This is a genomic window from Staphylococcus sp. TE8, assembly GCF_000692055.1.
GTDB lineage: Bacteria > Bacillota > Bacilli > Staphylococcales > Staphylococcaceae > Staphylococcus > Staphylococcus capitis.
The window spans coordinates 617,169-640,835 of record NZ_JMGB01000002.1 but is presented as its reverse complement, the minus strand read 5'-3'; the positions used below and the strand labels follow the sequence as shown (position 1 = coordinate 640,835).

24 protein-coding genes are annotated in these 23,667 nt (G+C 33.2%); 19 read left to right on the top strand and 5 right to left on the bottom strand.

The genetic code is table 11. The features are described from left to right. The first annotated feature begins 122 nt into the window (after nucleotides 1-122). Genes CM54_RS09330 through CM54_RS09310 form a run of 5 tightly spaced genes read left to right on the top strand, consistent with a single transcriptional unit; the run spans nucleotide 123 to nucleotide 4,343 of the window. On the top strand, nucleotides 123-1,310 hold the full coding sequence (locus tag CM54_RS09330) for a betaine/proline/choline family ABC transporter ATP-binding protein (RefSeq protein ID WP_037550727.1): 1,188 nt from the start codon (nucleotides 123-125) through the stop codon (nucleotides 1,308-1,310). After that, nucleotides 1,307-1,942 (top strand): ABC transporter permease, encoded by a 636-nt coding sequence (locus CM54_RS09325; protein WP_023350900.1) that lies wholly within the window; start codon nucleotides 1,307-1,309, stop codon nucleotides 1,940-1,942. Before CM54_RS09330 ends, CM54_RS09325 begins: the two co-directional genes overlap by 4 nt. An 18-nt stretch (nucleotides 1,943-1,960) precedes the next feature. After that, nucleotides 1,961-2,923 carry an osmoprotectant ABC transporter substrate-binding protein gene (locus tag CM54_RS09320; protein ID WP_023350901.1) on the top strand — a complete coding sequence of 321 codons (963 nt, stop codon included), beginning with the start codon at nucleotides 1,961-1,963 and terminating at the stop codon, nucleotides 2,921-2,923. Further along, a complete protein-coding gene (locus CM54_RS09315; RefSeq protein ID WP_002454286.1) occupies nucleotides 2,913-3,560 on the top strand; it encodes an ABC transporter permease in 648 nt (215 codons plus the stop codon). Before CM54_RS09320 ends, CM54_RS09315 begins: the two co-directional genes overlap by 11 nt. 21 nt (nucleotides 3,561-3,581) lie before the next feature. Continuing rightward, complete coding sequence (locus CM54_RS09310; RefSeq protein ID WP_023350903.1) at nucleotides 3,582-4,343, top strand: alpha/beta hydrolase; 762 nt, start codon at nucleotides 3,582-3,584, stop codon at nucleotides 4,341-4,343. A gap of 241 nt (nucleotides 4,344-4,584) precedes the next feature. On the opposite strand, the gene CM54_RS09305 is transcribed toward CM54_RS09310, so the two are convergent. Further along, nucleotides 4,585-5,622 (bottom strand): PTS sugar transporter subunit IIC, encoded by a 1,038-nt coding sequence (locus CM54_RS09305; protein ID WP_002454284.1) that lies wholly within the window; start codon nucleotides 5,620-5,622, stop codon nucleotides 4,585-4,587. A 294-nt stretch (nucleotides 5,623-5,916) separates the two neighbouring features. On the opposite strand from CM54_RS09305, the gene brnQ reads away from it, so the two are divergent. Further along, a complete protein-coding gene (gene brnQ / locus CM54_RS09300; protein WP_037550725.1) occupies nucleotides 5,917-7,275 on the top strand; it encodes a branched-chain amino acid transport system II carrier protein in 1,359 nt (452 codons plus the stop codon). Between the two features lie 121 nt (nucleotides 7,276-7,396). Here brnQ and CM54_RS09295 read toward each other — a convergent pair whose 3' ends face one another. The 3 genes from CM54_RS09295 to argF all read right to left on the bottom strand — a co-directional run bounded on the left by CM54_RS09295 (nucleotide 7,397) and on the right by argF (nucleotide 11,119). Continuing rightward, nucleotides 7,397-8,962, bottom strand: a complete 1,566-nt coding sequence (locus CM54_RS09295) for a YfcC family protein (RefSeq protein ID WP_002454282.1) — start codon at nucleotides 8,960-8,962, stop codon at nucleotides 7,397-7,399. 201 nt (nucleotides 8,963-9,163) lie between these two features. Further along, nucleotides 9,164-10,096 carry a carbamate kinase gene (gene arcC, locus CM54_RS09290; protein WP_030063354.1) on the bottom strand — a complete coding sequence of 311 codons (933 nt, stop codon included), beginning with the start codon at nucleotides 10,094-10,096 and terminating at the stop codon, nucleotides 9,164-9,166. Nucleotides 10,097-10,117: 21 nt separating this feature from the next. After that, on the bottom strand, nucleotides 10,118-11,119 hold the full coding sequence (gene argF / locus CM54_RS09285) for an ornithine carbamoyltransferase (protein ID WP_002469853.1): 1,002 nt from the start codon (nucleotides 11,117-11,119) through the stop codon (nucleotides 10,118-10,120). 457 nt (nucleotides 11,120-11,576) lie between these two features. On the opposite strand from argF, the gene CM54_RS09280 reads away from it, so the two are divergent. The 11 genes from CM54_RS09280 to CM54_RS09230 all read left to right on the top strand — a co-directional run bounded on the left by CM54_RS09280 (nucleotide 11,577) and on the right by CM54_RS09230 (nucleotide 20,806). Continuing rightward, the gene (locus tag CM54_RS09280) at nucleotides 11,577-11,801 is read left to right on the top strand and encodes a hypothetical protein (RefSeq protein ID WP_002435040.1); all 225 of its coding nucleotides are present in this window, start codon (nucleotides 11,577-11,579) and stop codon (nucleotides 11,799-11,801) included. Between the two features lie 23 nt (nucleotides 11,802-11,824). Further along, a complete protein-coding gene (locus CM54_RS09275) occupies nucleotides 11,825-12,490 on the top strand; it encodes an MBL fold metallo-hydrolase (protein WP_030063359.1) in 666 nt (221 codons plus the stop codon). Between the two features lie 121 nt (nucleotides 12,491-12,611). Further along, nucleotides 12,612-13,811 (top strand): MFS transporter, encoded by a 1,200-nt coding sequence (locus CM54_RS09270; protein ID WP_037550723.1) that lies wholly within the window; start codon nucleotides 12,612-12,614, stop codon nucleotides 13,809-13,811. Nucleotides 13,812-13,927: 116 nt separating this feature from the next. After that, nucleotides 13,928-14,338 carry a MerR family transcriptional regulator gene (locus tag CM54_RS09265; protein ID WP_002434957.1) on the top strand — a complete coding sequence of 137 codons (411 nt, stop codon included), beginning with the start codon at nucleotides 13,928-13,930 and terminating at the stop codon, nucleotides 14,336-14,338. Continuing rightward, nucleotides 14,331-14,888, top strand: coding sequence for an NAD(P)H-dependent oxidoreductase (locus CM54_RS09260; RefSeq protein ID WP_030063535.1), 558 nt, complete (start codon nucleotides 14,331-14,333; stop codon nucleotides 14,886-14,888). Before CM54_RS09265 ends, CM54_RS09260 begins: the two co-directional genes overlap by 8 nt. Before the next feature lie 37 nt (nucleotides 14,889-14,925). Next, nucleotides 14,926-15,348 carry a FosB/FosD family fosfomycin resistance bacillithiol transferase gene (gene fosB, locus CM54_RS09255; protein ID WP_002454275.1) on the top strand — a complete coding sequence of 141 codons (423 nt, stop codon included), beginning with the start codon at nucleotides 14,926-14,928 and terminating at the stop codon, nucleotides 15,346-15,348. A gap of 298 nt (nucleotides 15,349-15,646) precedes the next feature. Beyond that, nucleotides 15,647-16,612, top strand: coding sequence for a biotin synthase BioB (gene bioB / locus CM54_RS09250; protein WP_030063538.1), 966 nt, complete (start codon nucleotides 15,647-15,649; stop codon nucleotides 16,610-16,612). 138 nt (nucleotides 16,613-16,750) lie between these two features. Continuing rightward, complete coding sequence (locus CM54_RS09245; protein WP_030063540.1) at nucleotides 16,751-17,365, top strand: hypothetical protein; 615 nt, start codon at nucleotides 16,751-16,753, stop codon at nucleotides 17,363-17,365. Nucleotides 17,366-17,736: 371 nt separating this feature from the next. Then, nucleotides 17,737-17,982, top strand: a complete 246-nt coding sequence (locus tag CM54_RS09240) for a hypothetical protein (RefSeq protein ID WP_002434939.1) — start codon at nucleotides 17,737-17,739, stop codon at nucleotides 17,980-17,982. Nucleotides 17,983-18,116: 134 nt separating this feature from the next. After that, nucleotides 18,117-18,992, top strand: coding sequence for a hypothetical protein (locus tag CM54_RS09235; protein WP_051600354.1), 876 nt, complete (start codon nucleotides 18,117-18,119; stop codon nucleotides 18,990-18,992). Between the two features lie 368 nt (nucleotides 18,993-19,360). Then, complete coding sequence (locus tag CM54_RS09230) at nucleotides 19,361-20,806, top strand: MDR family MFS transporter (RefSeq protein ID WP_030058818.1); 1,446 nt, start codon at nucleotides 19,361-19,363, stop codon at nucleotides 20,804-20,806. Between the two features lie 81 nt (nucleotides 20,807-20,887). On the opposite strand, the gene CM54_RS09225 is transcribed toward CM54_RS09230, so the two are convergent. After that, the gene (locus tag CM54_RS09225) at nucleotides 20,888-21,100 is read right to left on the bottom strand and encodes a hypothetical protein (protein ID WP_002454270.1); all 213 of its coding nucleotides are present in this window, start codon (nucleotides 21,098-21,100) and stop codon (nucleotides 20,888-20,890) included. A gap of 391 nt (nucleotides 21,101-21,491) precedes the next feature. Here CM54_RS09225 and CM54_RS09220 point away from each other — a divergent pair, with 391 nt between their 5' ends. Together CM54_RS09220 and CM54_RS09215 are read left to right on the top strand one after the other, a co-directional pair. Then, complete coding sequence (locus tag CM54_RS09220; RefSeq protein WP_030058821.1) at nucleotides 21,492-22,268, top strand: 3-hydroxybutyrate dehydrogenase; 777 nt, start codon at nucleotides 21,492-21,494, stop codon at nucleotides 22,266-22,268. A 95-nt stretch (nucleotides 22,269-22,363) separates the two neighbouring features. Then, nucleotides 22,364-23,611, top strand: a complete 1,248-nt coding sequence (locus CM54_RS09215) for an MDR family MFS transporter (protein WP_030058823.1) — start codon at nucleotides 22,364-22,366, stop codon at nucleotides 23,609-23,611. Nucleotides 23,612-23,667 lie beyond the last annotated feature (56 nt).

Genomic DNA, 23,667 nt, shown 5'->3' with positions numbered 1-23,667 from the left:
GAACTTGATACATTTAAGGACTTACTGTGCCTTGTTTTTACTTAGTTACCTTTGTATAACATCCACATTAAGTCCTTAATTTTTAAGCAAAATCATTAAAATAAACAGAAAGGAATGGACGTATGTTAAGTATTAAAAACTTATCAAAAGTCTATGCAGGTAAAAAAAGAGCTGTAGACAACATGAATATCGATATTGAAGAAGGAGATTTCGTTGCGTTTATAGGTACAAGCGGTAGTGGTAAGACAACGGCATTAAGAATGATTAACCGCATGATTGAATCAACAGATGGTGAAATTACTATCAATGGCAAGAACATTCGTCAGATGAACGCAGTGGAATTACGTCGCAGTATTGGTTATGTCATTCAACAAATTGGACTCATGCCACATATGACTGTCAAAGACAATATTGTATTGGTACCCAAATTATTAAAATGGTCGCAAGAGAAAAAAGATCAAAAAGCGAAAGAACTAATTCGTTTAGTAGACTTACCTGAAGATTACTTAAATCGCTATCCTTCAGAATTATCAGGCGGACAACAACAACGTATCGGTGTAGTTAGAGCACTTGCTGCCGAACAGTATATCATTTTGATGGATGAGCCTTTCGGAGCACTTGATCCTATTACAAGAGATACATTACAAGATTTAGTAAAGAAACTTCAGAAACAGTTAGGTAAAACCTTTATATTTGTCACACATGATATGGATGAAGCGATTAAGCTTGCTGACAAAATTTGTATTATGTCTGAAGGTAAAGTCATTCAATATGATACACCTGATAACATCTTACGTCAGCCAGCGAATGATTTCGTCCGTGATTTCATAGGACAGAACCGTCTTATTCAAGATAGACCCAATATTCGTACAGTCGAAGATGCCATGATTAAACCAATTACTGTTCATGTGGATCGTTCTTTAGATGAGGCAGTTAATATCATGAGACAACGTCGTGTTGATACGATATTTGTTGTAGGTAATGATGAGCATCTATTGGGTTACTTAGATATTGAAGATATTAATCAAGGTCTACGTAAGAAAAATGAATTAATAGACACAATGCAAAGAGATATTTATAGCGTTCGAATTGATAGTAAGTTGCAAGATTCTGTTCGTACAATTTTAAAACGAAATGTAAGAAATGTTCCTGTAGTTAGTGATGACAATAAGACACTTGTAGGTTTAGTAACAAGAGCGAATCTTGTTGATATTGTCTATGACAGCATTTGGGGAGAAGACGGTAACGTGAGTTCCCAGGAGAATGATGGAATCATTGAACCTCATACATCAGGGGTTGATGAACGATGATTAAATACTTAACCGACAATGCAAGTGCACTATTTGAGAAAACGCTAGAGCATCTTTATATTTCAGTATTTGCTTTGTTAATAGCAATTATTATAGCTATTCCTTTAGGTATTTTACTGTCTAAAACTGATAAACTCTCGAAAATTTCGTTAACAATTGCTGGTATATTACAAACGATTCCAACTTTAGCAATCTTGGCACTTATGATTCCTTTATTTGGTGTCGGTAAAACACCAGCAATTATAGCTTTATTTCTATATGTTTTACTACCGATATTAAATAATACGATTATTGGCGTTCAAAATATCGATAGTAATGTTAAAGAAGCGGGACGTAGTATGGGGATGACAGGTATTCAACTAATGAAAGATGTTCAATTACCACTTGCATTACCAATGATATTGAGTGGTATTCGTTTATCTTCAGTATATGTAATTAGTTGGGCAACACTTGCAAGTTATGTTGGTGCTGGAGGACTAGGTGACTTTATTTTTAATGGTTTAAACTTATTTGAACCAGCGATGATTATAACTGCAACAATTCTCGTTACATTATTGGCACTTATCGTAGACTTCTGTTTATCAATGATTGAGAAATGGTTGGTCCCTAAAGGTTTAAGAATTACCGGATAATTAGAGAAGGAGGACACTATGAACAAGTATAAAAAGTATATAGTAGTTTTAGTATTATGTTTAACCGTGTTATCTGGATGTAATTTACCCGGTTTGAAAAATAGTAATTCAGATGACGACGTTAAAATTACAAGTTTAGGTACTAGTGAATCACAAATTATTTCACATATGATGAGATTACTTATTGAACATGACACACATGGTAAAATCAAACCTACTTTAATTAATAATTTAGGATCTAGCGTCATACAACATAATGCAGTGGCAAGTGGTCAAGCAAATATGTCAGGTACTCGTTATACCGGTACAGATTTAACAGGTGCACTTAATGAAAAGCCAATTAAAGATCCTAAAAAAGCAATGAAAGCTACACAAAAAGGCTTTGAAGAGAAATATCATCAAAAGTTCTTTAATTCATATGGGTTTGCTAATTCGTATTCTCTTATAGTGACAAAAGAGACAGCTAAAAAATACCATTTAAACACGGTCTCAGATTTGAAAAAACATGCCAAAGATCTACGTGTAGGTATGGACAGCTCTTGGAAAGATAGAAAAGGAGATGGCTACCCTGCATTCAAGAAGGAGTATGGCTTCGACTTTGGTACAGTAAGACCAATGCAAATTGGTTTAGTTTATGATGCATTGAATTCAGGAAAATTGGACGTTGCGGTGGGGTACTCAACAGATGGACGTATCGCAGCTTATGACTTAAAGGTATTAAAAGACGACAAAAAATTCTTCCCTCCATACGATGCAAGTCCACTCGCAACTGATCAACTATTGAAAGAACACCCAGAACTAAAACCGATATTAAAGAAAATGGAAGGCAAAATTTCAACTAAACAAATGCAAAAATTAAACTATCAAGCTGATGGTAAAGGTGAAGAGCCCGCTACAGTAGCTGAAAAATTCTTAAAGAAACATAATTATTTTGAAGATGATAATTCAAAGAAGAAAGGTGGTCAAAATAATGAAAGGTAATTTACTTCAACAGTTGGGACATTATTATCAAACGAACTTTGGCTACCTTTGGGAATTATTTGTTAATCACTTACTTATGTCAGTTTATGGTGTGATATTTGCTTCAATTGTTGGTATACCACTTGGAATACTTATTGCACGTTTCGGTAAATTATCAACGCCAATAATGACACTTGCTAATATTATTCAAACGGTACCAGTAATCGCGATGTTAGCCATCTTAATGTTAAGTATGGGACTCGGTATGAATACAGTTATATTTACTGTGTTTTTATACGCACTTTTACCTATTATCAAGAATACTTATACCGGCATAAATGGTGTAGACGCGAACATTAAAGATGCTGGTAAAGGAATGGGAATGACACGTAATCAGGTACTTCGAATGATAGAATTGCCATTATCATTGTCTGTAATCATAGGTGGTATACGCATTGCACTTGTGGTTGCTATTGGTGTAGTGGCTATTGGTTCATTTATTGGTGCGCCTACATTAGGTGATATAGTTATTCGTGGTACAAACGCAACTGATGGTACATTATATATTCTTGCTGGTGCAATTCCGATTGTAATTATTGTCGTACTTATTGATGTAATTTTACGTTTGCTTGAGAAGAAGTTGGACCCTGCAAATTAATATTTCGGGAGGAACAAGATTATGGCACTTTTACAACTTAATTATTTATCTAAAACGATTGGAGCACACCATTCTCTAAATGTGATACTTCCAGAAGATGAGAGCTTTTTTGATACAAATCGAGAAGCCAAACCTTTAAAATCTATGCTAGTGCTACATGGACTATCAAGCGACGCCAACTCTTATATTAGATATACAAGTATTGAGCGATATGCAAATGATCATCAACTTGCAATTATCATGCCTAATGCAGATCATAGTTTCTATACTAATATGGTTTATGGCCATAGTTATTACGACTATATTTTGGAAGTGCATGACTATGTCCATCAAATTCTACCATTATCTAAGAAGAGAGAAGATAATTTTATAGCTGGTCATTCAATGGGAGGCTACGGTACGTCTAAATATGCTTTAACACAAAGCCAACGATTCTCTAAAGCAGCAATGTTATCTGCTGCATTCAATGTTTCATTACTTAGAGAGTATGAGTATTATGACTTTTGTCCAGAAGCCATTGTTGGTGAAAATGAGGACATCAAAGGTACACCTTTCGATCCTTATTACTTAGTTGATAAAGCTGTTACTAATAATGTAGACTTACCTGAATTATTAATCATGTGTGGCACTGAAGATGCATTATATCAAGATAACTTAGACTTTATTAGATATTTAAATGAAAAGGGTGTGAACTACCACTTTGAGAAAAGTTCAGGTGATCATGATTATGCCTATTGGGATAAGGCAATTAAACAAGTCATCGAGACCTTTACACGTGGATAGTACGTTTAGTGTGAAAAGTTAGATTGTAATCTTTAATGAAGAAAGTTCTAAGACATTTCAAAGTGAAGTGATCTTAGAGCTTTTATTATGAGAGTAATTATTCAATATTGAAGTGACCTGAAATGTTTAGTTTAGTATTTTAAATAGTTTACTTATATATCTATGTAATTTGCATAATAAAATAAAAAACATCTACCTTGGTTGCGTTAAAATCTCACAACGGGTAGATGTTTCTTATATATTACGACTGACTTTTACCTTTATTCCATGGCATTGGGATATGTAAGTGTAATAAGTCGAACTTTTTAATTAATGAGCCAATAATAGATGCTAAGATCAATCCAGTTACTGCAACTGCAGCAATCGTGATAATTGATTTAATTGGACTATTGAATCCGAATAGTACAATTGCACCTGCCATAGGTGTTGCCATACCAGTGACACCTATTTTTAATCCGCTGAATGCGATGATACAAGCGTTCACCATACCGATAATTGCATTCGTTCCGTATAAGACGGGAGCGTATTTTACGATTAAATCAATTTGTGTCAATGGTTCGATAAATACTGCAAATCGATTTGGTTTGTCGCCAATTTTTAGGATATTAAATAACGTAAAGTTAACAAATGATGCGCCAGTACATACAATTGCGCCAATTGCCATTGGTAAACCTGTTAGTCCTAAAATACTTGCAAGTACCATTGAACTTAATGGTGTCATACTTGTAACTGGGATGATGAGTCCTAAGATAATAGCTAAGGCATATGGACTGCTATCACCAACTGAGTTTACAGCTTTCGCAATTTGATTTAATACTGCAGTTACGCTAGGATTAATCAATGATGCTAAACCGTATACGAGCGCTGGAGCTATAAATATAACGACGATTAAGTCTAAGCCTTCTGGAACTTTCTTTTCAATAAATTTAATCACAAATGCTGTGAGGTATGCTGCGATAAATGCAGGTAGTAAGCTAAAGTCCTTTAATACTAACCCTACGATAACTGAGAATACAGGTGAAACACCTAAATTAATACATGCAAGGATACCAACTGCAATCCCGCCAAGACTTCCTGCAAGGTCACCAATCTCCTGTAGGAATTTAATATGGAAAATGCCTCCAATAGCGTAACTTAAGAAAGCCTGTGGTAGAAATGTTGCACAAGCAGCCCCTGACAGTGCTTGTAGACCTTCCTTACCATAAGGTGCAAACTTTAAGAACAATGTCATAATGATTAAAACTACGACTAATGTTCCTACTCCTAATAATATATTCATTTTTCTGACCCCTTTAGTATAAATCTAAATATGTTTCCCAAAACATTTCATAATTGTAACACAGTTAATAGAATTAAAATTAAATTACATTTAAGTATTAATACGAATTTAATATTTTTGAAAATTCGAAAGTGCAACAATAATGTAAAATTAGTTGTGCAGCATTTTAGAAAAATAAAAATTAACAGTATCTCAGGGAGAAAGATGTCATACTTTTTTCTGAAAATTGGCATTAATTTATAGAGAATTTCATGTATAATGGCTAATAACATAGACATAGGAGATATACATATTATGATGAAAAACAAACTCACGATTAAAGAAAATATTTTTATTGGATCGATGTTATTTGGCTTATTCTTTGGTGCCGGTAACTTAATCTTCCCAATTCATTTAGGGCAGACTGCCGGCGCTCATGTGTTTACTGCTAATTTAGGATTTTTAATCACAGCGATAGGATTACCATTTCTAGGTATTATTGCCATTGGTGTGTCTAAAACGAACGGGATTTTCGAAATTTCCTCAAGAGTAAGTAAAATATATGCGTATTTATTTACGATTGGTTTATATCTTGTGATTGGGCCATTTTTCGCATTACCAAGGTTAGCGACAACGTCATATGAAATTGCATTCTCGCCTTTTATTTCGCCAGTCCAAGCTAAATTTGTGCTACCAATATTTAGTATTTTATTCTTCTTGGTTGCATGGTTCTTTGCTAGAAAGCCTTCAAAAATTTTAGATTATATAGGTAAATTCTTAAATCCTGTATTTTTAGTTTTACTTGGTATTGTAGTGTTACTTGCGTTTATTCATCCTATGGGAGGCGTGAGTCATGCGCCAGTGAGTGCGCAGTATAAAGAAGGTGCTCTACTTAAAGGATTTATTGATGGTTACAATACTTTAGACGCTTTAGCATCTCTAGCATTCGGTATTATTATCGTTACAACAATTAAGAAACTAGGAGTCACTCATCCTAACACAATAGCTAAAGAGACATTTAAGTCAGGTACGATTAGTATCGTAGGTATGGGACTTATTTATAGCTTGCTAGCCATTATGGGTACGATGAGTTTAGGTAATTTTAAAGTTAGTGAAAATGGAGGCATCGCACTCGCACAAATCGCTCAACATTATCTAGGTGACTACGGTATCATAGTGCTTTCACTTATTATTGTTGTGGCATGTTTGAAAACAGCTATTGGTTTAATTACAGCATTTTCAGAAACATTTACTGAGCTCTTTCCTAAACAGAAATACATTATGTTCGCGACAGTAGTCAGTGTATTAGCATGTATATTTGCGAATGTTGGTTTACCCAAGATTATTATGTATTCAACACCAGTACTGATGTTTATCTATCCACTCGCAATTACATTAATTCTGCTGACTTTAGCAAGTCCATTATTCAATCATTCTAAAATTGTGTATCGATTTACAACATTCTTTACAATGATTGCTGCATTTATCGATGGCGTAAAAGCGAGTCCTGAATTCTTCGTGAAGACAAGTTTCGCTCGTTTTATTATTTCTTTAGGTGAAAAGTATTTACCATTCTTTACGATAGGAATGGGTTGGATTATTCCAGCATTGATTGGGTTCATTATCGGATTGATAGTGTTTAAAGTTCGAGGAAGTAAGCAACCACAATCATAATAAAGTTAATTAAATTGAAAAGCTATGTTCATCACACGAATGAAAGATGAACATAGCTTTTTTTCTACCATAATACAATATGGTGCTATTATGGAACTTCATTTTCCGAAATGAAATCTTTCTAAGAATAAATTAATACTTGTGCGATGAGTAGACCTCCACCGAAGACAAGCACGAAAGCGACCACAGGCCAGACGAACTTCAACCAATGGGAGTAGCGCATGTTAAGCATCTGCAAGGTTGCCATGACGAGCCCTGTTGGTGCAAGGAATAACATCGCATATTGTCCAAATTGATAAGTGGTAACAATAACGAATCTAGGTATGCCAACTGTATCGGCAAGTGGTGCGAATATTGGCATAGATAGTACGGCTAAACCAGATGATGACGGTACGATAAAACCTAGGAAGAAGAAAATGACTAATAGTACGATAATAAATAATGGGCCACTCATATGTTGCACGATAGAAGATGAGAAGTGCAAAATCGTGTCTGAGATTAACCCTTTATTTAACACTAAGTTGATACCGCGTGCTAGACCGATGATGAGTGACACTCCGACAAGACTTGATGCGCCATTAACAAATGCATCTACAGTACCTTTCTCTCCTAGACCATATCTGCCCATGCCTGCAATAAACATAATAATAATAGTAAATATTAGGAATGCAGATGCCATAACTGGGAACCACCAGCCTTGAGTCATAACGCCCCATACCATGATAGGGAAGGGTATAACGAACAAGGTGAGGATGATTTTCTTACGTAATGTAAATTCTGATGAACTGTTTTGATCCATCACTGACCATTGTTTCTCAAATTCAGCTTTGTCTTCATATGCGTATGACGCTTTAGGTTCTTGCTTAATTTTTTTGCAATACCAATAGAGATAACAAACAACGAATATCGTTCCGACGACACATGCACCTATTCTCCAGTACAACCCGTCTGTAAATGTGGTTCCTGCTGCGTTAGACGCGATGACTACTGAGAAAGGATTAATCGTTGAAAATGTACTACCAATAGAACTTGCTAAAAAGATGGCTCCCACAGACACGATGGAGTCATATCCTAGTGCGATGAAAATGGGAACGAGTACAGGATAAAAGGCGACAGCTTCTTCCTCGATGCCACAAAGCGTACCTCCAAGAACCATTAAAATAGCGACGAAAGCAATTAACATGAATTCATGACCTTTGGTCTTTTGAGTTAAAGCAAGTAAACCGGATTCGAACGAACCACTTGCCTGGACTACGCCGATAAGTCCACCTAATACAAGTATGAATACCATAATATCTACAGCTTCTATGGTACCTTTAACCATACTACTCGTTATTTGATCGAGCCCTGCAGGATGTTGTTTTAAACGCTCGTACGTATTTGGAATTGAAACAGGTTTATTAATCGCGCCAGATTTAAATTGTTCAATTTTAATTTTTACGCCCATCTTATCAAGCTCTTTTTGAGTTCCTGGGACTTTTTTAACATGATGATGTGGATTGACGATTTTTAATTCCTGTGAAGCGGGTTCGTACGATAATTTTGAATAGGCTCCTGCAGGAATAAGCCATGTTGCTATTACAGCAACAACAGTTAATAAGAATAGAATCATAAATGCCCCGGGCATCCGCAACTTGAATCGCTTTTTCTTTTTATCTGGTTTGATAGCATCTTCCAATTGAGTCATCTCCTTTATAATCTAATAACCGAGAATCATGAAGATTATGTTTATTTATCAAGAATAATTGATTAAACTTTCATTAAATAAGTGCACCCTGTTTCATTTGGGGAGTGGAGGGATGCAGGGTGCACCATTTTGTCAGTATTCATCATGAAAATTGCATATATAATAGTTAAATGATGTTAGTTTCTAGTACAACTTAAGATATTATTTTTTGATAAGTGTACCAATTTTACCTTCAAGTGCGTTGTCTAATTGATCTAGTGAAGTAATTAAAACGCTACCTTTAGGATTATTCTTAATAAATGAAATGGCCGATTCTATTTTGGGAAGCATGCTACCTTTAGCAAATTGATCCTCTTTAATATAAGCTTCCAATTCTTCAGGTGTTACCGTTTTGAGGGCTTTTTGATTGTCAGTGTTATAGTTAACGTAAACATAGTCAATAGCTGTCAAAATAATTAATTGATCACAGTTAATATCTGCGCCAAGGAGAGCACTTGTTTTGTCCTTGTCTATGACCGCATCAACGCCTTTAAAGCTATCGTGTTGTTCACGAATGACTGGTACGCCACCGCCTCCTGCTGCAATAACAAGTGTGCCATTCTCGATTAAAGTTTTGATACTTTCTAATTCAACAATGGACTTAGGTTGAGGTGAAGGGACCACACGTCTGTAGCCACGACCGGCGTCTTCAATGAAGCTATAATGTTTTTCTTTTTCAATACGTTCAGCAGTCTCTTTATCATAAAAGAGACCAATGGGTTTTGTAGGATGACTAAAGGCTTTATCATCTGGATCAACTTCAACTTGCGTCACTAGTGTAACCACTTGTTTGTCTATGCCCAACACATGTAATTCATTTTGCAAACTTTCTTGGAGTTGATAGCCTATATACGCTTGACTCATTGCACCACATTCTGCGAAAGGGAAGGCAGGACCTTGATCATGTTCAGCCGCGTAGTTTAATCCTAAATTGATGCTACCGACTTGAGGACCATTACCATGACTAATAACAATTTCATGCCCTTTAGTTATGAGTCCGACGAGTGATTTAGCAGTGTTTTTTACTAATTCGAGTTGTTCTTTTGGCGATTGACCTAACGCATTACCGCCTAATGCTACAACAATTTTTGCCACTTGAATAACCTCCTGTCTGTCTTAGAATTCACCTAAAGTAGCAACCATAACTGCTTTTATTGTGTGCATTCTATTTTCAGCTTCTTGGAATACTACAGACGCTTTACTTTCAAATACCTCATCTGTAACTTCCATTTCACTTATGCCGTATTGTTCATAAATCTGTTTGCCGATTTTAGTGTCAGTATTGTGGAATGAAGGTAGACAATGTTCAAAAATCACATTTGGATTGCCTGTTTTATCCATTAATTCTTTGTTTACACGGTATGGTTCTAATAATTTAAGACGCTCTTGCCATACCTCGTCCGGTTCACCCATAGATACCCATACATCTGTATAGATAACGTCAGAGTCTTTAACCCCTTTATCGATATCATCTGTAATAAGGATGTTGCCTCCATTCTCATCGGCGATACGTTTGCAACGGTTAAGTAATTCATCAGTAGGATTTAATTCTTGCGGACAAACAAGGTGGAAATTCATGCCCATGATAGCAGCGCCTTGCATTAATGCGTTTGCAACATTATTACGGCCATCACCGACATAAGTGAAGTTGATTTCGGAGTAGTCTTTCTTCAATACTTCTTTAGCAGTTAAGAAATCTGCAAGGACTTGCGTTGGGTGGTCTTCATCAGTTAAGCCATTCCATACTGGCACTCCTGAAAATTCAGCCAACGTTTCAACTGTACGTTGTGAGAAGCCTCGGTACTCAATACCATCGTACATGCCTCCTAGAACTCTTGCGGTATCTTTAGCAGTTTCTTTTTTACCCATTTGAGAGCCTGTAGGGCCTAAATACGTAACATTAGCTCCTTGATCATGAGCTGCGACTTCAAATGAACAACGTGTTCTTGTAGAGTCTTTTTCAAAAAGAAGAGCAATATTTTTATTTTTAAGCATAGGTTTTTCATTACCTATGTATTTGGCATGTTTCAAATCTTCAGCAAGATTTAATAGAAACTCCACCTCTTTCTGTGAAAAATCTAATAAAGTAAGAAAACTTCTGTTGCGTAAATTTTGCATTCTTTACAACTCCTTAAATTTGATTTCAAGGTCATTGTAAGCGTTAACTAATTAATATCAATAAAATTAAAAAGTTGTCATTTTTTATTAATAAATAATTGAAAAGTTTTTTAAAATTTTATGTAATTTATGAAAAATTTGAATAAAAGGAGTATGTTTGTGGTATATCTGTTTTTAGATTGACGAATTTTTAAAGAATATCATAATTATTTAAATATGATTTTCTTAATTTTAAAAAGTAAAAAAATCGTAGATAATAACATGAATTGTTAGCTTTTAAGTCATTAAAATTTAAGATAGACGTCAGTCTATTTAATAAGATTGTGACGCAAAATATTAATAAACTTTTAAAAACGTTTGGCACGTTTGGTTTTCTAGAAAAAGGGCATATGACACTATTGATAGAAAAAATACTTTAGAAAGATTCGGGCATATTAAATTTGAGGGGGAATTTCTCATGAAGATTTATAGGTTAGATTATCAACATCATAAAGATATTGTAGATGACAATGTGTTAACTGTATTTGTAGCGGCTAAAAATAAGAGTGAAGTAGAGGCATTTGCTAAAAAGTTAAGTTATTCTATTGAAACAATTACTAAATTAACGCATAAAGAATTTGAGGAACAAAAAGCTGAAATCGAGCATTATAAACTTGAACATGCTGATCAATATTTAGATTAAATTGTTTATGGGGGAGAAACGTTATGGCTAATAAGCAATTCGAAACATTAACGGAAATCGCAAATGGTTTATATGTAACACCTACATCAGAATTGCCATTTGATAAACGTTTCCGTTTTAAATCATTTTTACTTCAACGTTCAGAAGGTAATGTAATGATTTATCATTCTGGTAGAATTGATGAGGCTGCAAAGGATATACAAGAATTAGGTGGCGTTGATAAAGTATTAATGAATCATCAACATGAATCGTTAGGTGGAGAGACAAATTTTGATGCACCTTACTATATTCACGAAGATGATAAACAGGACGTTACCGATACCCTTCAAGTTACTGGTACATTTAAAGAACGGCAACATTTACATGAAGATTTAGAGGTGATACCTGTCCCTGGACACACACCTGGAACGACATTATATTTGTGGGATAATGGCGAGCATCGCTATTTATTCACTGGTGACTTCTTATGCTACGAAGGTGATGAATGGCGAACTGTAATACTTCCTTCAAGTGACAGAGAGGCTTCGATTAAGAGTCTTGAATTGATTCGGGATCTGGACTTTGACGCACTTGTACCATGGGTGTCAATTGAAGGTGATTCACCTGTGTTCTTTGTTGAAGATGACGAGGATAAAAAACAACGTGTACAAAAAATTATCGACCGTGTAAGTGACGGGGAAAATACTTAAAACATGATAGTAAATTGAAAGGTATATCTGGCTGAATGTTGGATGTACCTTTTTAAAATTAAAAATTTATAATGTTTCATTTCACTGCGATAGAGATATACAAATGTTGAGGTGAAGCAACTTGCAAAATTCTAAACATCAAAATCATAAAGTAAACTGGGGATTAATCAGTGCAGCCTATGCATTTCTTATTGTGATGATGGGGACGACATTACCTACACCACTCTATCCAATTTATAGTAAAGTATATGATTTATCACCATTAATGATTACAATCATTTACGCTGTCTATGCTGCTGGTGTGATTGGAGGATTACTCGTATTTGGTCAATTGTCAGACCGCATAGGACGCCGTTATGTACTTATTCCAGGAGTGATTTTATCTGCAATCAGTGCGCTAGTGTTCTTATTTGCTACCAATGTAGGTTTATTACTTGCTGGACGAGTGATTTCCGGACTGTCAGCGGGACTTTTTACAAGTACAGCAACGACAACGATTGTTAATTTAGCTGCTGATGATAAAAAGGGCAGAGCCTCTACAATTGCAAGTAACGTGAATATGCTTGGTTTAGGCTTTGGTCCATTGCTATGTGGCATACTCGCACAATATCTTCCATATGCGATGCGTTTAATCTTTATCGTTGATTTTATTCTTATCATTCCGGCATTTATTGGAATATGGTTTATGCCAGAGCCTGTTAAGAATAAACAAAAATTTAAAATTGAAGTTCAAAAGTTGAGTGTACCGTCAGACATTCGCTCTACATTTATTTATGCTGTTATTCCTGTATTCGTAGGATTTTCAATGCTTGGTTTATTTACTGCGATTTCACCAAACTTTTTAGGAGACATATTGAACATTACAAATAAAGCAGTCATAGGTGTCATGGTATTCTTGATATTCTGTGCATCTACGCTAGGCCAATTATTGTTTAAAAGTAAATCTGATTATCACATATTGATGTTAGGTAGTGGCACATTAATTGTAGGCGTAATATTAGTAGGTTTATCTATTCAATTTGAATCATTCTTAATTTTATTTATTGGAGCTATCATTTCTGGATTTGGACAAGCATTCAGTTTCCGAGCTGGATTGTCCACAGTGAATGCCGTAGCACCTGAAGACAAACAAGCCGAAATTACATCCACTTTCTTTACCATTGCCTATATAGCTATTTCAATACCAGTTGTAGGTGTAGGGTTATTAGAACTAGGATTAGGCATCAAACTTGCAGGTATTGTGTTTAGTATCATAATCGTGATACTTGCGATACTTTCTTTAATTCTTCTACTAGCTAATAAGAAAAAATCAAATTCTTAAAGTAATTAGAATGGAAATCTCTATTTATTTAAGTAGAGATTTCCATTTTTATTTTTGACATTAAAGTATGGTTTAATGATAAGTTTCAAGTATCAAATTGGTAGGGGGGACTAAAAATGAAAATTAGTGAAGTTTCATCTATGTTGAAAATACCAAAGTCCATGATTAGATACTATGAAGAAAAAGAAATAATTAATATTCCTAGAGATGAAAATAATTATAGATATTTTGATGAGGAAACTATATCGTACTTGAAACTAATTATTGATTTAAAGCGATTGAATTTACAATTAAAAGATATAGCATATGTAATAAATCTTTTTAAAAAACCTGTTTCTAAGGACTGTAATAACAAAACGCTGAATTACCTAGATGATCTTATAAAACAAATCAAAATAGATATTAATCGTCAAAACACAATTTTAAATCGATTGGAATCAGTTAAAGATTTATCAAAAGATATGAATTATGAAAAAAATAAGAGTTTGATTTTAAATAAACTTTCAGGGGTGGAAGAAATTGATTAGTCTAATATATGGTGGAAATCAAAAAGGTGTTGGCTTTGATATCTATAATAAGTTAAAAGAGGAGCTTTGTAATAAAAAATTAGAAATTTTCAATTTACAGGAGATGGTTGGCGACATTCCTATTTTATCCGAAGGCTATAATTCAGAAATAAGCGAAGCTCAGTTTCGAAATACTGAAATAATAGATAATAGTAATATGTTGATTTTTATTTACCCTATCTATTGGTTGAATGTGCCTATGCTATTGAAAGGTTTTATTGATAGTACCTTTTGGCCTAATAAAGCATTTAGTTTTAATAATAAACAATACTTTAAAAGAGGATTATGGAAAGATAAAGATGCAATAGTTATATATACTATTGGAGGTTCAGAGTGGTTTCATAAGTTTAAAGGACATCTAGGTTATAAAGTTATTAAATATCCATTAAATCTCGTTGGAATTTACAATATTAAAAGATTTTATATAGATAATTTAAATAAATCGAATGCTCAAAGTATAAGTAATAAAGTTGAAAAAATCGTAAATCAAGTAACGAAGTTAGTTGATTAAAATTATTTTTCTTAGTAATAAATTGGGTGGTGTAGTTATGAATATTCAAGGTATTAATCATATATGTTTTTCAGTTAGTAATTTAGTTGAATCAATTAAATTTTATAGAGATGTTTTAAAAGGGGAATTATTAGTTAGTGGCAAAACTACTGCGTATTTTGATATTGGTGGTCTATGGGTTGCTTTAAATGAAGAGGTTAATGTACCTAGAACAGAAATTAAATATTCTTATACACATATTGCATTTTCAATTAATGAAAATGAGTTTGAAGAATGGTACAAATGGCTTCAAAAACATAATGTAAATATATTAGAAGGACGAAAGAGAAGTCATCAAGATAAAAAGTCAATTTACTTTACTGATCCAGATGGTCACAAATTAGAATTACACACTGGTACTTTAAACGATAGATTAGATTATTATAAAAAAGAAAAAACACATATGACTTTTTATTACTAGTCTCTAAAATACTATTTAACTTCATAATAAAAGGTTGAAAACATCGAGAGTTAAATAAAATTTAAATCGAATAAACAAATTGATTTTTAATATATGGGAAATTAGACGGTTCATAAAATGTAAATATATGCTAGATAGCTATGCCTATACACGTACGTATTGGCATGGCTTTTTTTATTTTAGTAAGCAAGGTTTCATTCATCAAAGTATTAATGTAAACTTATAAATATATAAAGTTTACATTAATAAGGGCATCACTTGCTGAACTTTAATTTTCAAAAATGAGGGGTTAATTATCATGAATTTAAACTTAGCTGAACGTGTTCTTTATCACGAAGGATTATCACAAGATGAATGTTTGAAGATATATGAAGATCCAAATATCGATACGTTTGAACTCTTGAATGAAGCGTACATCGTAAGAAAACATTACTATGGTAAAAAAGTGAAATTAAATATGATTCTTAATGCGAAAAGTGGAATTTGTTCTGAAGATTGTGGTTACTGCGGTCAATCGGTAAAGATGAAGGAAAAACAACGCTATGCATTGGTAGATCAAGATCAAATTAAAGCGGGAGCACAGGTTGCTACAGACAATCAAATTGGCACATATTGTATTGTCATGAGTGGACGAGGACCCACGAATCGAGAAGTAGATCATATTTGTGAAACGGTTGAAGATATTAAGAAAGTGCACCCACAATTAAAAATTTGTGCATGTCTAGGACTTACAAAAGAAGAACAAGCTGAAAAACTTAAAGGAGCGGGCGTAGATAGATATAACCATAATTTAAATACAAGTGAGCGATATCACGATGAAGTGGTGACTACGCATACATATGAAGATCGAGTGAATACAGTTGAAATGATGAAAGCTAATAACATTTCTCCATGTTCTGGTGTTATTTGTGGCATGGGTGAAACGAATGAGGATGTAATCAATATGGCATTTGCATTGAAAGAAATTGATGCAGACAGCATTCCGATTAATTTCTTACATCCGATTAAGGGAACAAAATTTGGAGGTCTAGACTTATTGTCGCCAATGAAATGTTTAAGAATCATAGCAATGTTCCGTTTAATCAATCCCACGAAAGAAATTAGAATTGCTGGTGGACGAGAAGTTAATCTGCGCTCACTACAAGCAATAGCCTTAAAAGCAGCTAATTCTATTTTTGTTGGAGACTACCTTATTACGGGTGGTCAACCTAACGAAGAGGATTACCACATGATTAAAGATTTAGGGTTTGAAATAGATAGTTAAAGCAGATATTTAGAATTGTATTATAGCTATAGACGGAGTGCATAAACGCTGTCTATGGCTTTTTTAAACAGTGGTTAGTAAATTTATTGAGGTGTAATATACGTTATTAGGGATATTGAACATGTGGGAGGGAGAACGATGGAGGATTATATACTATCTTTAAATCTATTAGATAATCGTTTAAATAAATTAGTTCATATTCATAATGATTTACATGATGAAGTAGACCAAACTTTAGATGAAAAAGAACCAAATAATATAACATACATTAAAAACGCGACTTTGATTTTAATAAAGCTTTATTTATATAAACTCTCTAAAAACAAAGCACGTTATGGTAAAGCAACATCTAAAAACAGCTTAATACATATGTTAAAGGATGAAGAAGCTTATTATGCATTTTATGAGTTTAATAGTGATTTAGAAATTGAAGAGCTTGCACTTACACCAAATTTAGAAAAAAAGTATGAAGAAGATGCATTGAGTTTGTTAAATATTAGAGGCAAACTAACACCTTTTATGAATGTAAGTGAAGATGTTTGGGAATTTGAGAAATTTAACGAAGATATAACTCTAGTTATAAGAAACATTATAAAAAATAATGATGGCATCCTGACAGAAATTCTAGAAGATAACTATAGAAAAGAAAAATTAGACGAGGTTATTAAACTTACATTTATAGACACATACCAAACAAGAAATATGAATAATAAAGCTAGCAATGTAGCTGAAAAATTAATATCTGATTCATAAAAATTTTGAAGAAGGCGAGTTTTTATATTTATAAAGACACGTTTCTAGATAAATTTTTAAGATGTTGGGACAAAGCTGTTAATAACTGCACTTCGAATTAATGTATTTTACATACAAATGTTTTACGTGAAACATGTTTAACTTTTATGAGGCGTAATGAGCGTTAATTATAAGTGATAGTTTTGGCAACTTTAGACCATTTAAATTTGTATTTGTAGCTATACTTGATAAAGCTAAATATAAAGAGGAGGCGACAAGAGAATTCAAAAATTATCTAAAAAAGCAATGAATAAATATCTAAATTACGTTATTATGAAAAATGATAATACATAAAATATAATAGTTTTAAATATTGGAGGATACTTAAGTTTATGGAATATTTACATAAATTTTTACCGATAATCATTTATGTTCTTATTATGGCAATTCATTATGCTTTATCTAGAACAGGTATAAAACTTTTAGGATTTGTAGTACCTGTGATTGTTACGGCTGGATTAATCTATACTTATAAGACCGGAGATTTACAATTAAATTTAGTTGGAACGATTATAATGATAGTTATTTCACTACTAATTTTATCTGTAGAATGGGAAGATGCTCAAAAACGTAATTAAGAGAAATAAATTTTGTGGTTTTTGATAAAAATAAGTTAGCTTTACATAAATAATTTTATTATAATAAAAAATAATTATACAAAATAAAAGTAACCCACCACACCATGACTAAACACCGAGAGGATTTACATTTTATGAAGAAAATAATAATACTCATCACAGTATTTTCACTATTTTTAGGCGCATGTAACACCGACAATTCTACAGAACATAAAAATGATAAAGCAGAAAATCCGACTAAAAAAGATAAAGACAACAAAACATCCCACAAAGAAGCTTCATCAAAAAATACTAATACTGATATCAAAGCTAAAGATAAAGTGGAGAATTTATCAGAAAAGATGAAATTAGCACTTATCTTTTGCGCTGATGATAAAGGGAAATACACATTAACTAAAAATAATATTTTGATAGGTTCTTTTAGAAATGATAAAGATGAATATCGAAAGATAGGACAATTTGTATTAGTTAACTATCCAAAATTCACCAACGCGCCTAAAGGTATGAAGTTTTATTCAATATACCCTAGTAATCATGAAGCCCAAGCAATAGTTGGTATTAGTGACAAAAAGATTATCCTAAGTGGATCTCAAATTCGTATCAAAGATTATCAACAGTTATTAGAGCATGGCAAAGAGTATAGTACCCAAAAGGTCTATGACAAAGTTAAAAATAATAGGGCGCTTCCAGAACTTGCGAATAAGATGCACGTGAGCAATCAATTACCTATCTCAAACGATGAATGGAAATACAATGGATTATCACCAAGAGAATTGTATGAACGTGGTGGAGTCATGGCTCATGGAAGTAGCCAAGTATATAAATTTATTTCTGAACTTGAAGGCGGTTCATTAGATAATGATAAACATCTATGGGATGTTGTTCATTGGCTAAAAGATGGAAACTGGAAAGTTAATTGTCGTAATAAAGATGGTGAAATTGTAGCTACTTATACAACTGTTAATGGCAAAGTAGCTAAGTTTGATGAAAATGGTAAAAGAATTAAATAATACAAGCTAAACTGGTTCTCAATATTAATAGAGAACCATTTTTTATATGTTGACCAAATAACAGTTAGGTATTTTAACTCAACTTTTAAGAATAATGATTCACTGTCGTATTTATTTTTGTTACATTATTCAATGGATATTTTTAGCATTCAACATTAAAAAGTTTGTTCACTTCATACACCATGCTCACTTCATAAGCTTCTTAGCAACGATGTTAACTCAATTTACAAATCTAAAAGCTATCAAGAAAATACTTTTTTTAAAATCAAATTAAACTGAAAATCAAATTATAAACTTAAATAGTTTGCTAGGCTAACCAAAAGTGATACAGTTTTTAATGGACTTATTTTTCAAAGGGGTAAGATGTCATGGCGAGTAATGAAATGACAACCGCCAAACGTAACACCATTGTGTTAGTGATGCTTATTAGCGCATTTGTGGCAATGTTAAACCAAACGATCTTAAATACTGCATTGCCCGCAATTATAAAAGGATTGAACATTACAGAAACAACTGCACAATGGTTGATCACAGGCTTTATGCTAGTGAACGGAATCATGATACCACTCACAGCATTTTTAATGGATAAATATACGACACGTAAACTTTATATCTTTTCTATGGCAGCGTTCCTCATTGGTTCAATTATAGCTGCTTTATCTCCAGGATTTGAAATCCTAATGGTTGCTCGTATTATACAAGCAATCGGTGCTGGAATATTACTTCCACTAATGCAATTTACAGTGTTTACACTATTCCCTGTAGAAAAACGCGGATTCGCAATGGGTCTCACAGGTATAGTGGCGCAAACAGCACCAGCGATTGGGCCAACACTTACAGGATTACTTATCGATTTCTTTAGTTGGAGAATGCCATTCTACATCGTTGCAGCAATCGCACTTATCGCATTCGCAATTGGGTTCTTCTTTGTTGAGAATAACGGTCAAACTAAAGAAACAGTACTCGATAAAATATCAGTCGTTTATTCAACATTTGGTTTCGGCTTAATTCTATTCGCATTTAGTAGTGTAAGTACATTTGGAATCGCATCGATCCCAGTCATCACTACATTTATTCTAGGTTTAATCGTGATTGCAATTTTTACATTCCGTCAATTAAAAATCGACCATCCATTATTAAACTTAAGCGTATTTAAAAGCAAAGTATTTACATTATCTGCTATAGCTTCAATGCTTGTCTTTATAGGTATTGTTGGACCTGCTCTACTTATTCCTATGTACGTTCAAACTGGATTAGGTCTCTCAGCATTACTTTCAGGTTTAGTGATACTACCAGGTGCAGTGTTCAATGCATTTATTTCAGTTTATACTGGTAAGATTTTTGATAAATATGGCATCAAGGTACTTGTTATTCCTGGATTTACAGTATTAATCATAATGACGATATTACATGCATTCTTAACTACAGAAACGCCATTCTGGTATGTTGTAGTGATTTACGCAATACGTATGATTTCTGTAGGTTTACTTATTATGCCACTTAATACAGTAGGTCTTAATGCGCTTAAACCAGAAGAAATTTCACACGGCACAGCAATTATGAACTCTCTACGTATCATTGCAGGTGCGATGGGAACTGCTATCAGTATTACAATATTATCAATTGTAGCTAAGAATTATACGGCTACGCATCATACGATGTCTAAAGTGAAATTAGCACGAGAATCAACAGTTCAAGGTGTCGATGCAGCATTTATCTTCACCACAGTATTAATTGTGATTGGCTTTATACTTGCGTTATTTATTAAAGAGAATCGCAACGCCAAAGATACAGATTCTTCCTCTGAAAAATAAAACTCACAATTAAATAGCACAAAGAAAGATGGTCATTTCCTAGGTAATAGGAAATGACCATCTTTCTTTTTATATATGTAATTAAGCATCTTTTTGTCGTGCTCGTTCTTCTCTATGTCTTTGACGTCTTTGTTCTTCTTTCGAAAGGTGATTTGGGTATTTCTCAGGGTGTTTATAACCATCGATTGCACCTAAAAACATGCCTTTAACAAAACTTGTAATCCCTTTACCAATACCGAAAACAAATCGAATCATACCATAAATCGCAAAAATCCATAGCAATATATAGCCCATATTGAAACTCCTTTTTTATTTTACAATAACATAAAAAGACAATTTCGATGAAATTTATAAAAAACTTTGCTGGTAAATTTTTTAATACATAAAATATCGTAGCTACTAGTCTAAAAAAATTTAGGGGTAAGACTGCGCACCGTATGCATTAATTCCATTCTTATCGTGCTTTTTTAAAAATATCCTCAAGTGATATTCACGTTTTTTATAAAAAGTTAAAATGCAGTTGCCTATTGTATAAAATGTTACATCACACTATGATGTTGTTAATAGTTTTAAATAAAAAAAGAGATAGAAAAAAATTACATGTCGATATTTAATTAATTTAATGTAATATAAATATAACTAATACATTATTTGATATTTTAATAAAGTGAAGGGAGTTATACATATGATTAAAGATCAAGTAGCTATTATTACTGGCTCAGCGAGTGGTATTGGTTTAGAAATTGCTAAATCCTTTATTGAACAAGGCGCCAAAGTTGTCTTCTCAGACATTAATGAAGAAGGCCTTAATAACGTCTTCCACCAATTTCAGCGACAAGGCTATGACTGTCGGGCTATCAAAGCGGACGTCTCTAATGAGGAAGATGTGAAGCATCTTATCGCTGAGACGAGACATCAATATGGTCGTATAGATATTGTTATTAATAATGCTGGTTTACAGAATGTAGCTAATATAGAAGACTTTCCAACTGAAAAGTTTAAACAGATGATAGATATCATGCTTGTTGGTGCCTTTTTAATGACAAAGCATGTTCTTCCTATTATGAAGGCGCAACACTATGGCAGAATCTTAAATATGTCATCTATTAATGGTGTCATCGGTTTCGCAGGAAAATCAGCTTATAATAGCGCTAAACATGGAATTATTGGTTTAACAAAAGTAACAGCTTTAGAAACAGCTGAGGACGGTATCACAGTGAATGCGATTTGTCCTGGATATATCGACACACCACTTGTTAGAGGACAGATGGAAGACTTAGCACAAATGCGAAATGTAGACGTAGCGCAAGTGATGGATGAAGTGTTGTTCCCATTAATTCCTCAAAAACGATTAATCGATATTCAAGAAATTGCCGATTATGCCATATTTTTAGCAAGTAAATCGACGAAAAGTGTGACAGGACAAGCTATTATTATAGATGGTGGTTATACAGTCCAGTAATAGTATGACCTCTTAATTAAAAATAAAATACTGTTAAGCTAAGAAAAGTATCTACAATTTAATACTTATCAAGCTTAAGGGGGAGAAAAGATAGAATGAGAAAAATGAGCATCACCTTAAAAGTAAGATTAATATGTAGTTTCTTTGAAAATTTAATTGTTATGGCATTTTTGCCTTTTATAGCTTTATACCTAACGGATATGGTCAATCAGGCCTTTTCAGGTATATTTCTTTTTATTTTAGTTTTAATCAATTTTCCAATTTCGATGATTTCGGGGCATATTATTGAGCGTTATCCTAAAAAACGCACAATGCTTATATATCAAATTATTGAGTGTATAAGTTTGCTTGCAATGGCATTTTCAGTCTCTAATCAGACATTGCTTATCATCATATTTTGCATAGCTTATACGGTTTTTAGTATTTCGTCTGGTATGATTGCACCGCTTATAGAAACGATGATCATGGACGCGATTACGCCAGAAGTTGAACATTACATATATAAAGTAAGTTATTGGCTTACTAACGTAGCCGTTGCTTGTGGTGCATTTTTAGGAGGAGCCATGTATCACGCGAATAAATCGGCGTTGTTTTTGATCGCTTTTGTGATTTTCGTACTTGTATTCGTGGCTTTATATATTTGGATTCCTAATGATAACGCCAAACCGTTGAATAAAGAGGGACAAACTTTTAATAATGTATTAAGTTTGAAAGGCTTTTTACGTAATTATCAGCTTGTGCTAAAAGATAAATTATTTATGTATTTAATTATCGGCTCAAGTATTCTTTTAATGGGTGAATTATCCACGTCATCTTATGTTTCAATTAGACTTAAAAAGGAATTCGAAACTTTATCAATGTTTCATGTCTCAATTGATGGAGTTAAAATGTATTCAATTTTAATTATGACTAATACGCTAGTTGTAATAGCTTTAACGTATTTTGTATCTAAATATATCTTGAAAATGAATAATCAAAAAGCGTTATTTGTAGGTCTCATCATGTATGTAGTAGGTTATTCAGGCATTACCTATTTAAATGATTTTACTTTACTTATGATAGTTATGGTTATAGCCACGTTAGGTGAGATGATTTACTCTCCGATTACTGAAGAACATAGATATAAGATGATTCCTGCACAGAAGAGAGGCACATATTCTGCAATACGTGCATTAAGTTTTAACTTTGCGCAATTAATTGCAAGACTGGGTATTATTTTAGGCGTATTGATGAACGCCCTAGGTATGACGATTTATATGGCGCTGATTCTTACTTTAGGAAGTATATTGCTCTATCGTGCGGTGTACCAATTTAATTTAAAGGCTAATAATGAAAATCATTAATTGTGAATTTTATAACCTACTAAATTGCTCGTGATTAAAAATAAAATATATTTATT

Bases quoted from the DNA above. Each gene is read 5' to 3' on its own strand.
- CM54_RS09330 (WP_037550727.1), top strand. From the start codon at position 123: ATGTTAAGTATTAAAAACTTATCAAAAGTCTATGCAGGTAAAAAAAGA.
- CM54_RS09325 (WP_023350900.1), top strand. From the start codon at position 1,307: ATGATTAAATACTTAACCGACAATGCAAGTGCACTATTTGAGAAAACG.
- CM54_RS09320 (WP_023350901.1), top strand. From the start codon at position 1,961: ATGAACAAGTATAAAAAGTATATAGTAGTTTTAGTATTATGTTTAACC.
- CM54_RS09315 (WP_002454286.1), top strand. From the start codon at position 2,913: ATGAAAGGTAATTTACTTCAACAGTTGGGACATTATTATCAAACGAAC.
- CM54_RS09310 (WP_023350903.1), top strand. From the start codon at position 3,582: ATGGCACTTTTACAACTTAATTATTTATCTAAAACGATTGGAGCACAC.
- CM54_RS09305 (WP_002454284.1), bottom strand. From the start codon at position 5,622: ATGAATATATTATTAGGAGTAGGAACATTAGTCGTAGTTTTAATCATT.
- brnQ (WP_037550725.1), top strand. From the start codon at position 5,917: ATGATGAAAAACAAACTCACGATTAAAGAAAATATTTTTATTGGATCG.
- CM54_RS09295 (WP_002454282.1), bottom strand. From the start codon at position 8,962: ATGACTCAATTGGAAGATGCTATCAAACCAGATAAAAAGAAAAAGCGA.
- argF (WP_002469853.1), bottom strand. From the start codon at position 11,119: ATGCAAAATTTACGCAACAGAAGTTTTCTTACTTTATTAGATTTTTCA.
- CM54_RS09280 (WP_002435040.1), top strand. From the start codon at position 11,577: ATGAAGATTTATAGGTTAGATTATCAACATCATAAAGATATTGTAGAT.
- CM54_RS09275 (WP_030063359.1), top strand. From the start codon at position 11,825: ATGGCTAATAAGCAATTCGAAACATTAACGGAAATCGCAAATGGTTTA.
- CM54_RS09265 (WP_002434957.1), top strand. From the start codon at position 13,928: ATGAAAATTAGTGAAGTTTCATCTATGTTGAAAATACCAAAGTCCATG.
- fosB (WP_002454275.1), top strand. From the start codon at position 14,926: ATGAATATTCAAGGTATTAATCATATATGTTTTTCAGTTAGTAATTTA.
- bioB (WP_030063538.1), top strand. From the start codon at position 15,647: ATGAATTTAAACTTAGCTGAACGTGTTCTTTATCACGAAGGATTATCA.
- CM54_RS09245 (WP_030063540.1), top strand. From the start codon at position 16,751: ATGGAGGATTATATACTATCTTTAAATCTATTAGATAATCGTTTAAAT.
- CM54_RS09240 (WP_002434939.1), top strand. From the start codon at position 17,737: ATGGAATATTTACATAAATTTTTACCGATAATCATTTATGTTCTTATT.
- CM54_RS09235 (WP_051600354.1), top strand. From the start codon at position 18,117: ATGAAGAAAATAATAATACTCATCACAGTATTTTCACTATTTTTAGGC.
- CM54_RS09230 (WP_030058818.1), top strand. From the start codon at position 19,361: ATGGCGAGTAATGAAATGACAACCGCCAAACGTAACACCATTGTGTTA.
- CM54_RS09225 (WP_002454270.1), bottom strand. From the start codon at position 21,100: ATGGGCTATATATTGCTATGGATTTTTGCGATTTATGGTATGATTCGA.
- CM54_RS09220 (WP_030058821.1), top strand. From the start codon at position 21,492: ATGATTAAAGATCAAGTAGCTATTATTACTGGCTCAGCGAGTGGTATT.
- CM54_RS09215 (WP_030058823.1), top strand. From the start codon at position 22,364: ATGAGAAAAATGAGCATCACCTTAAAAGTAAGATTAATATGTAGTTTC.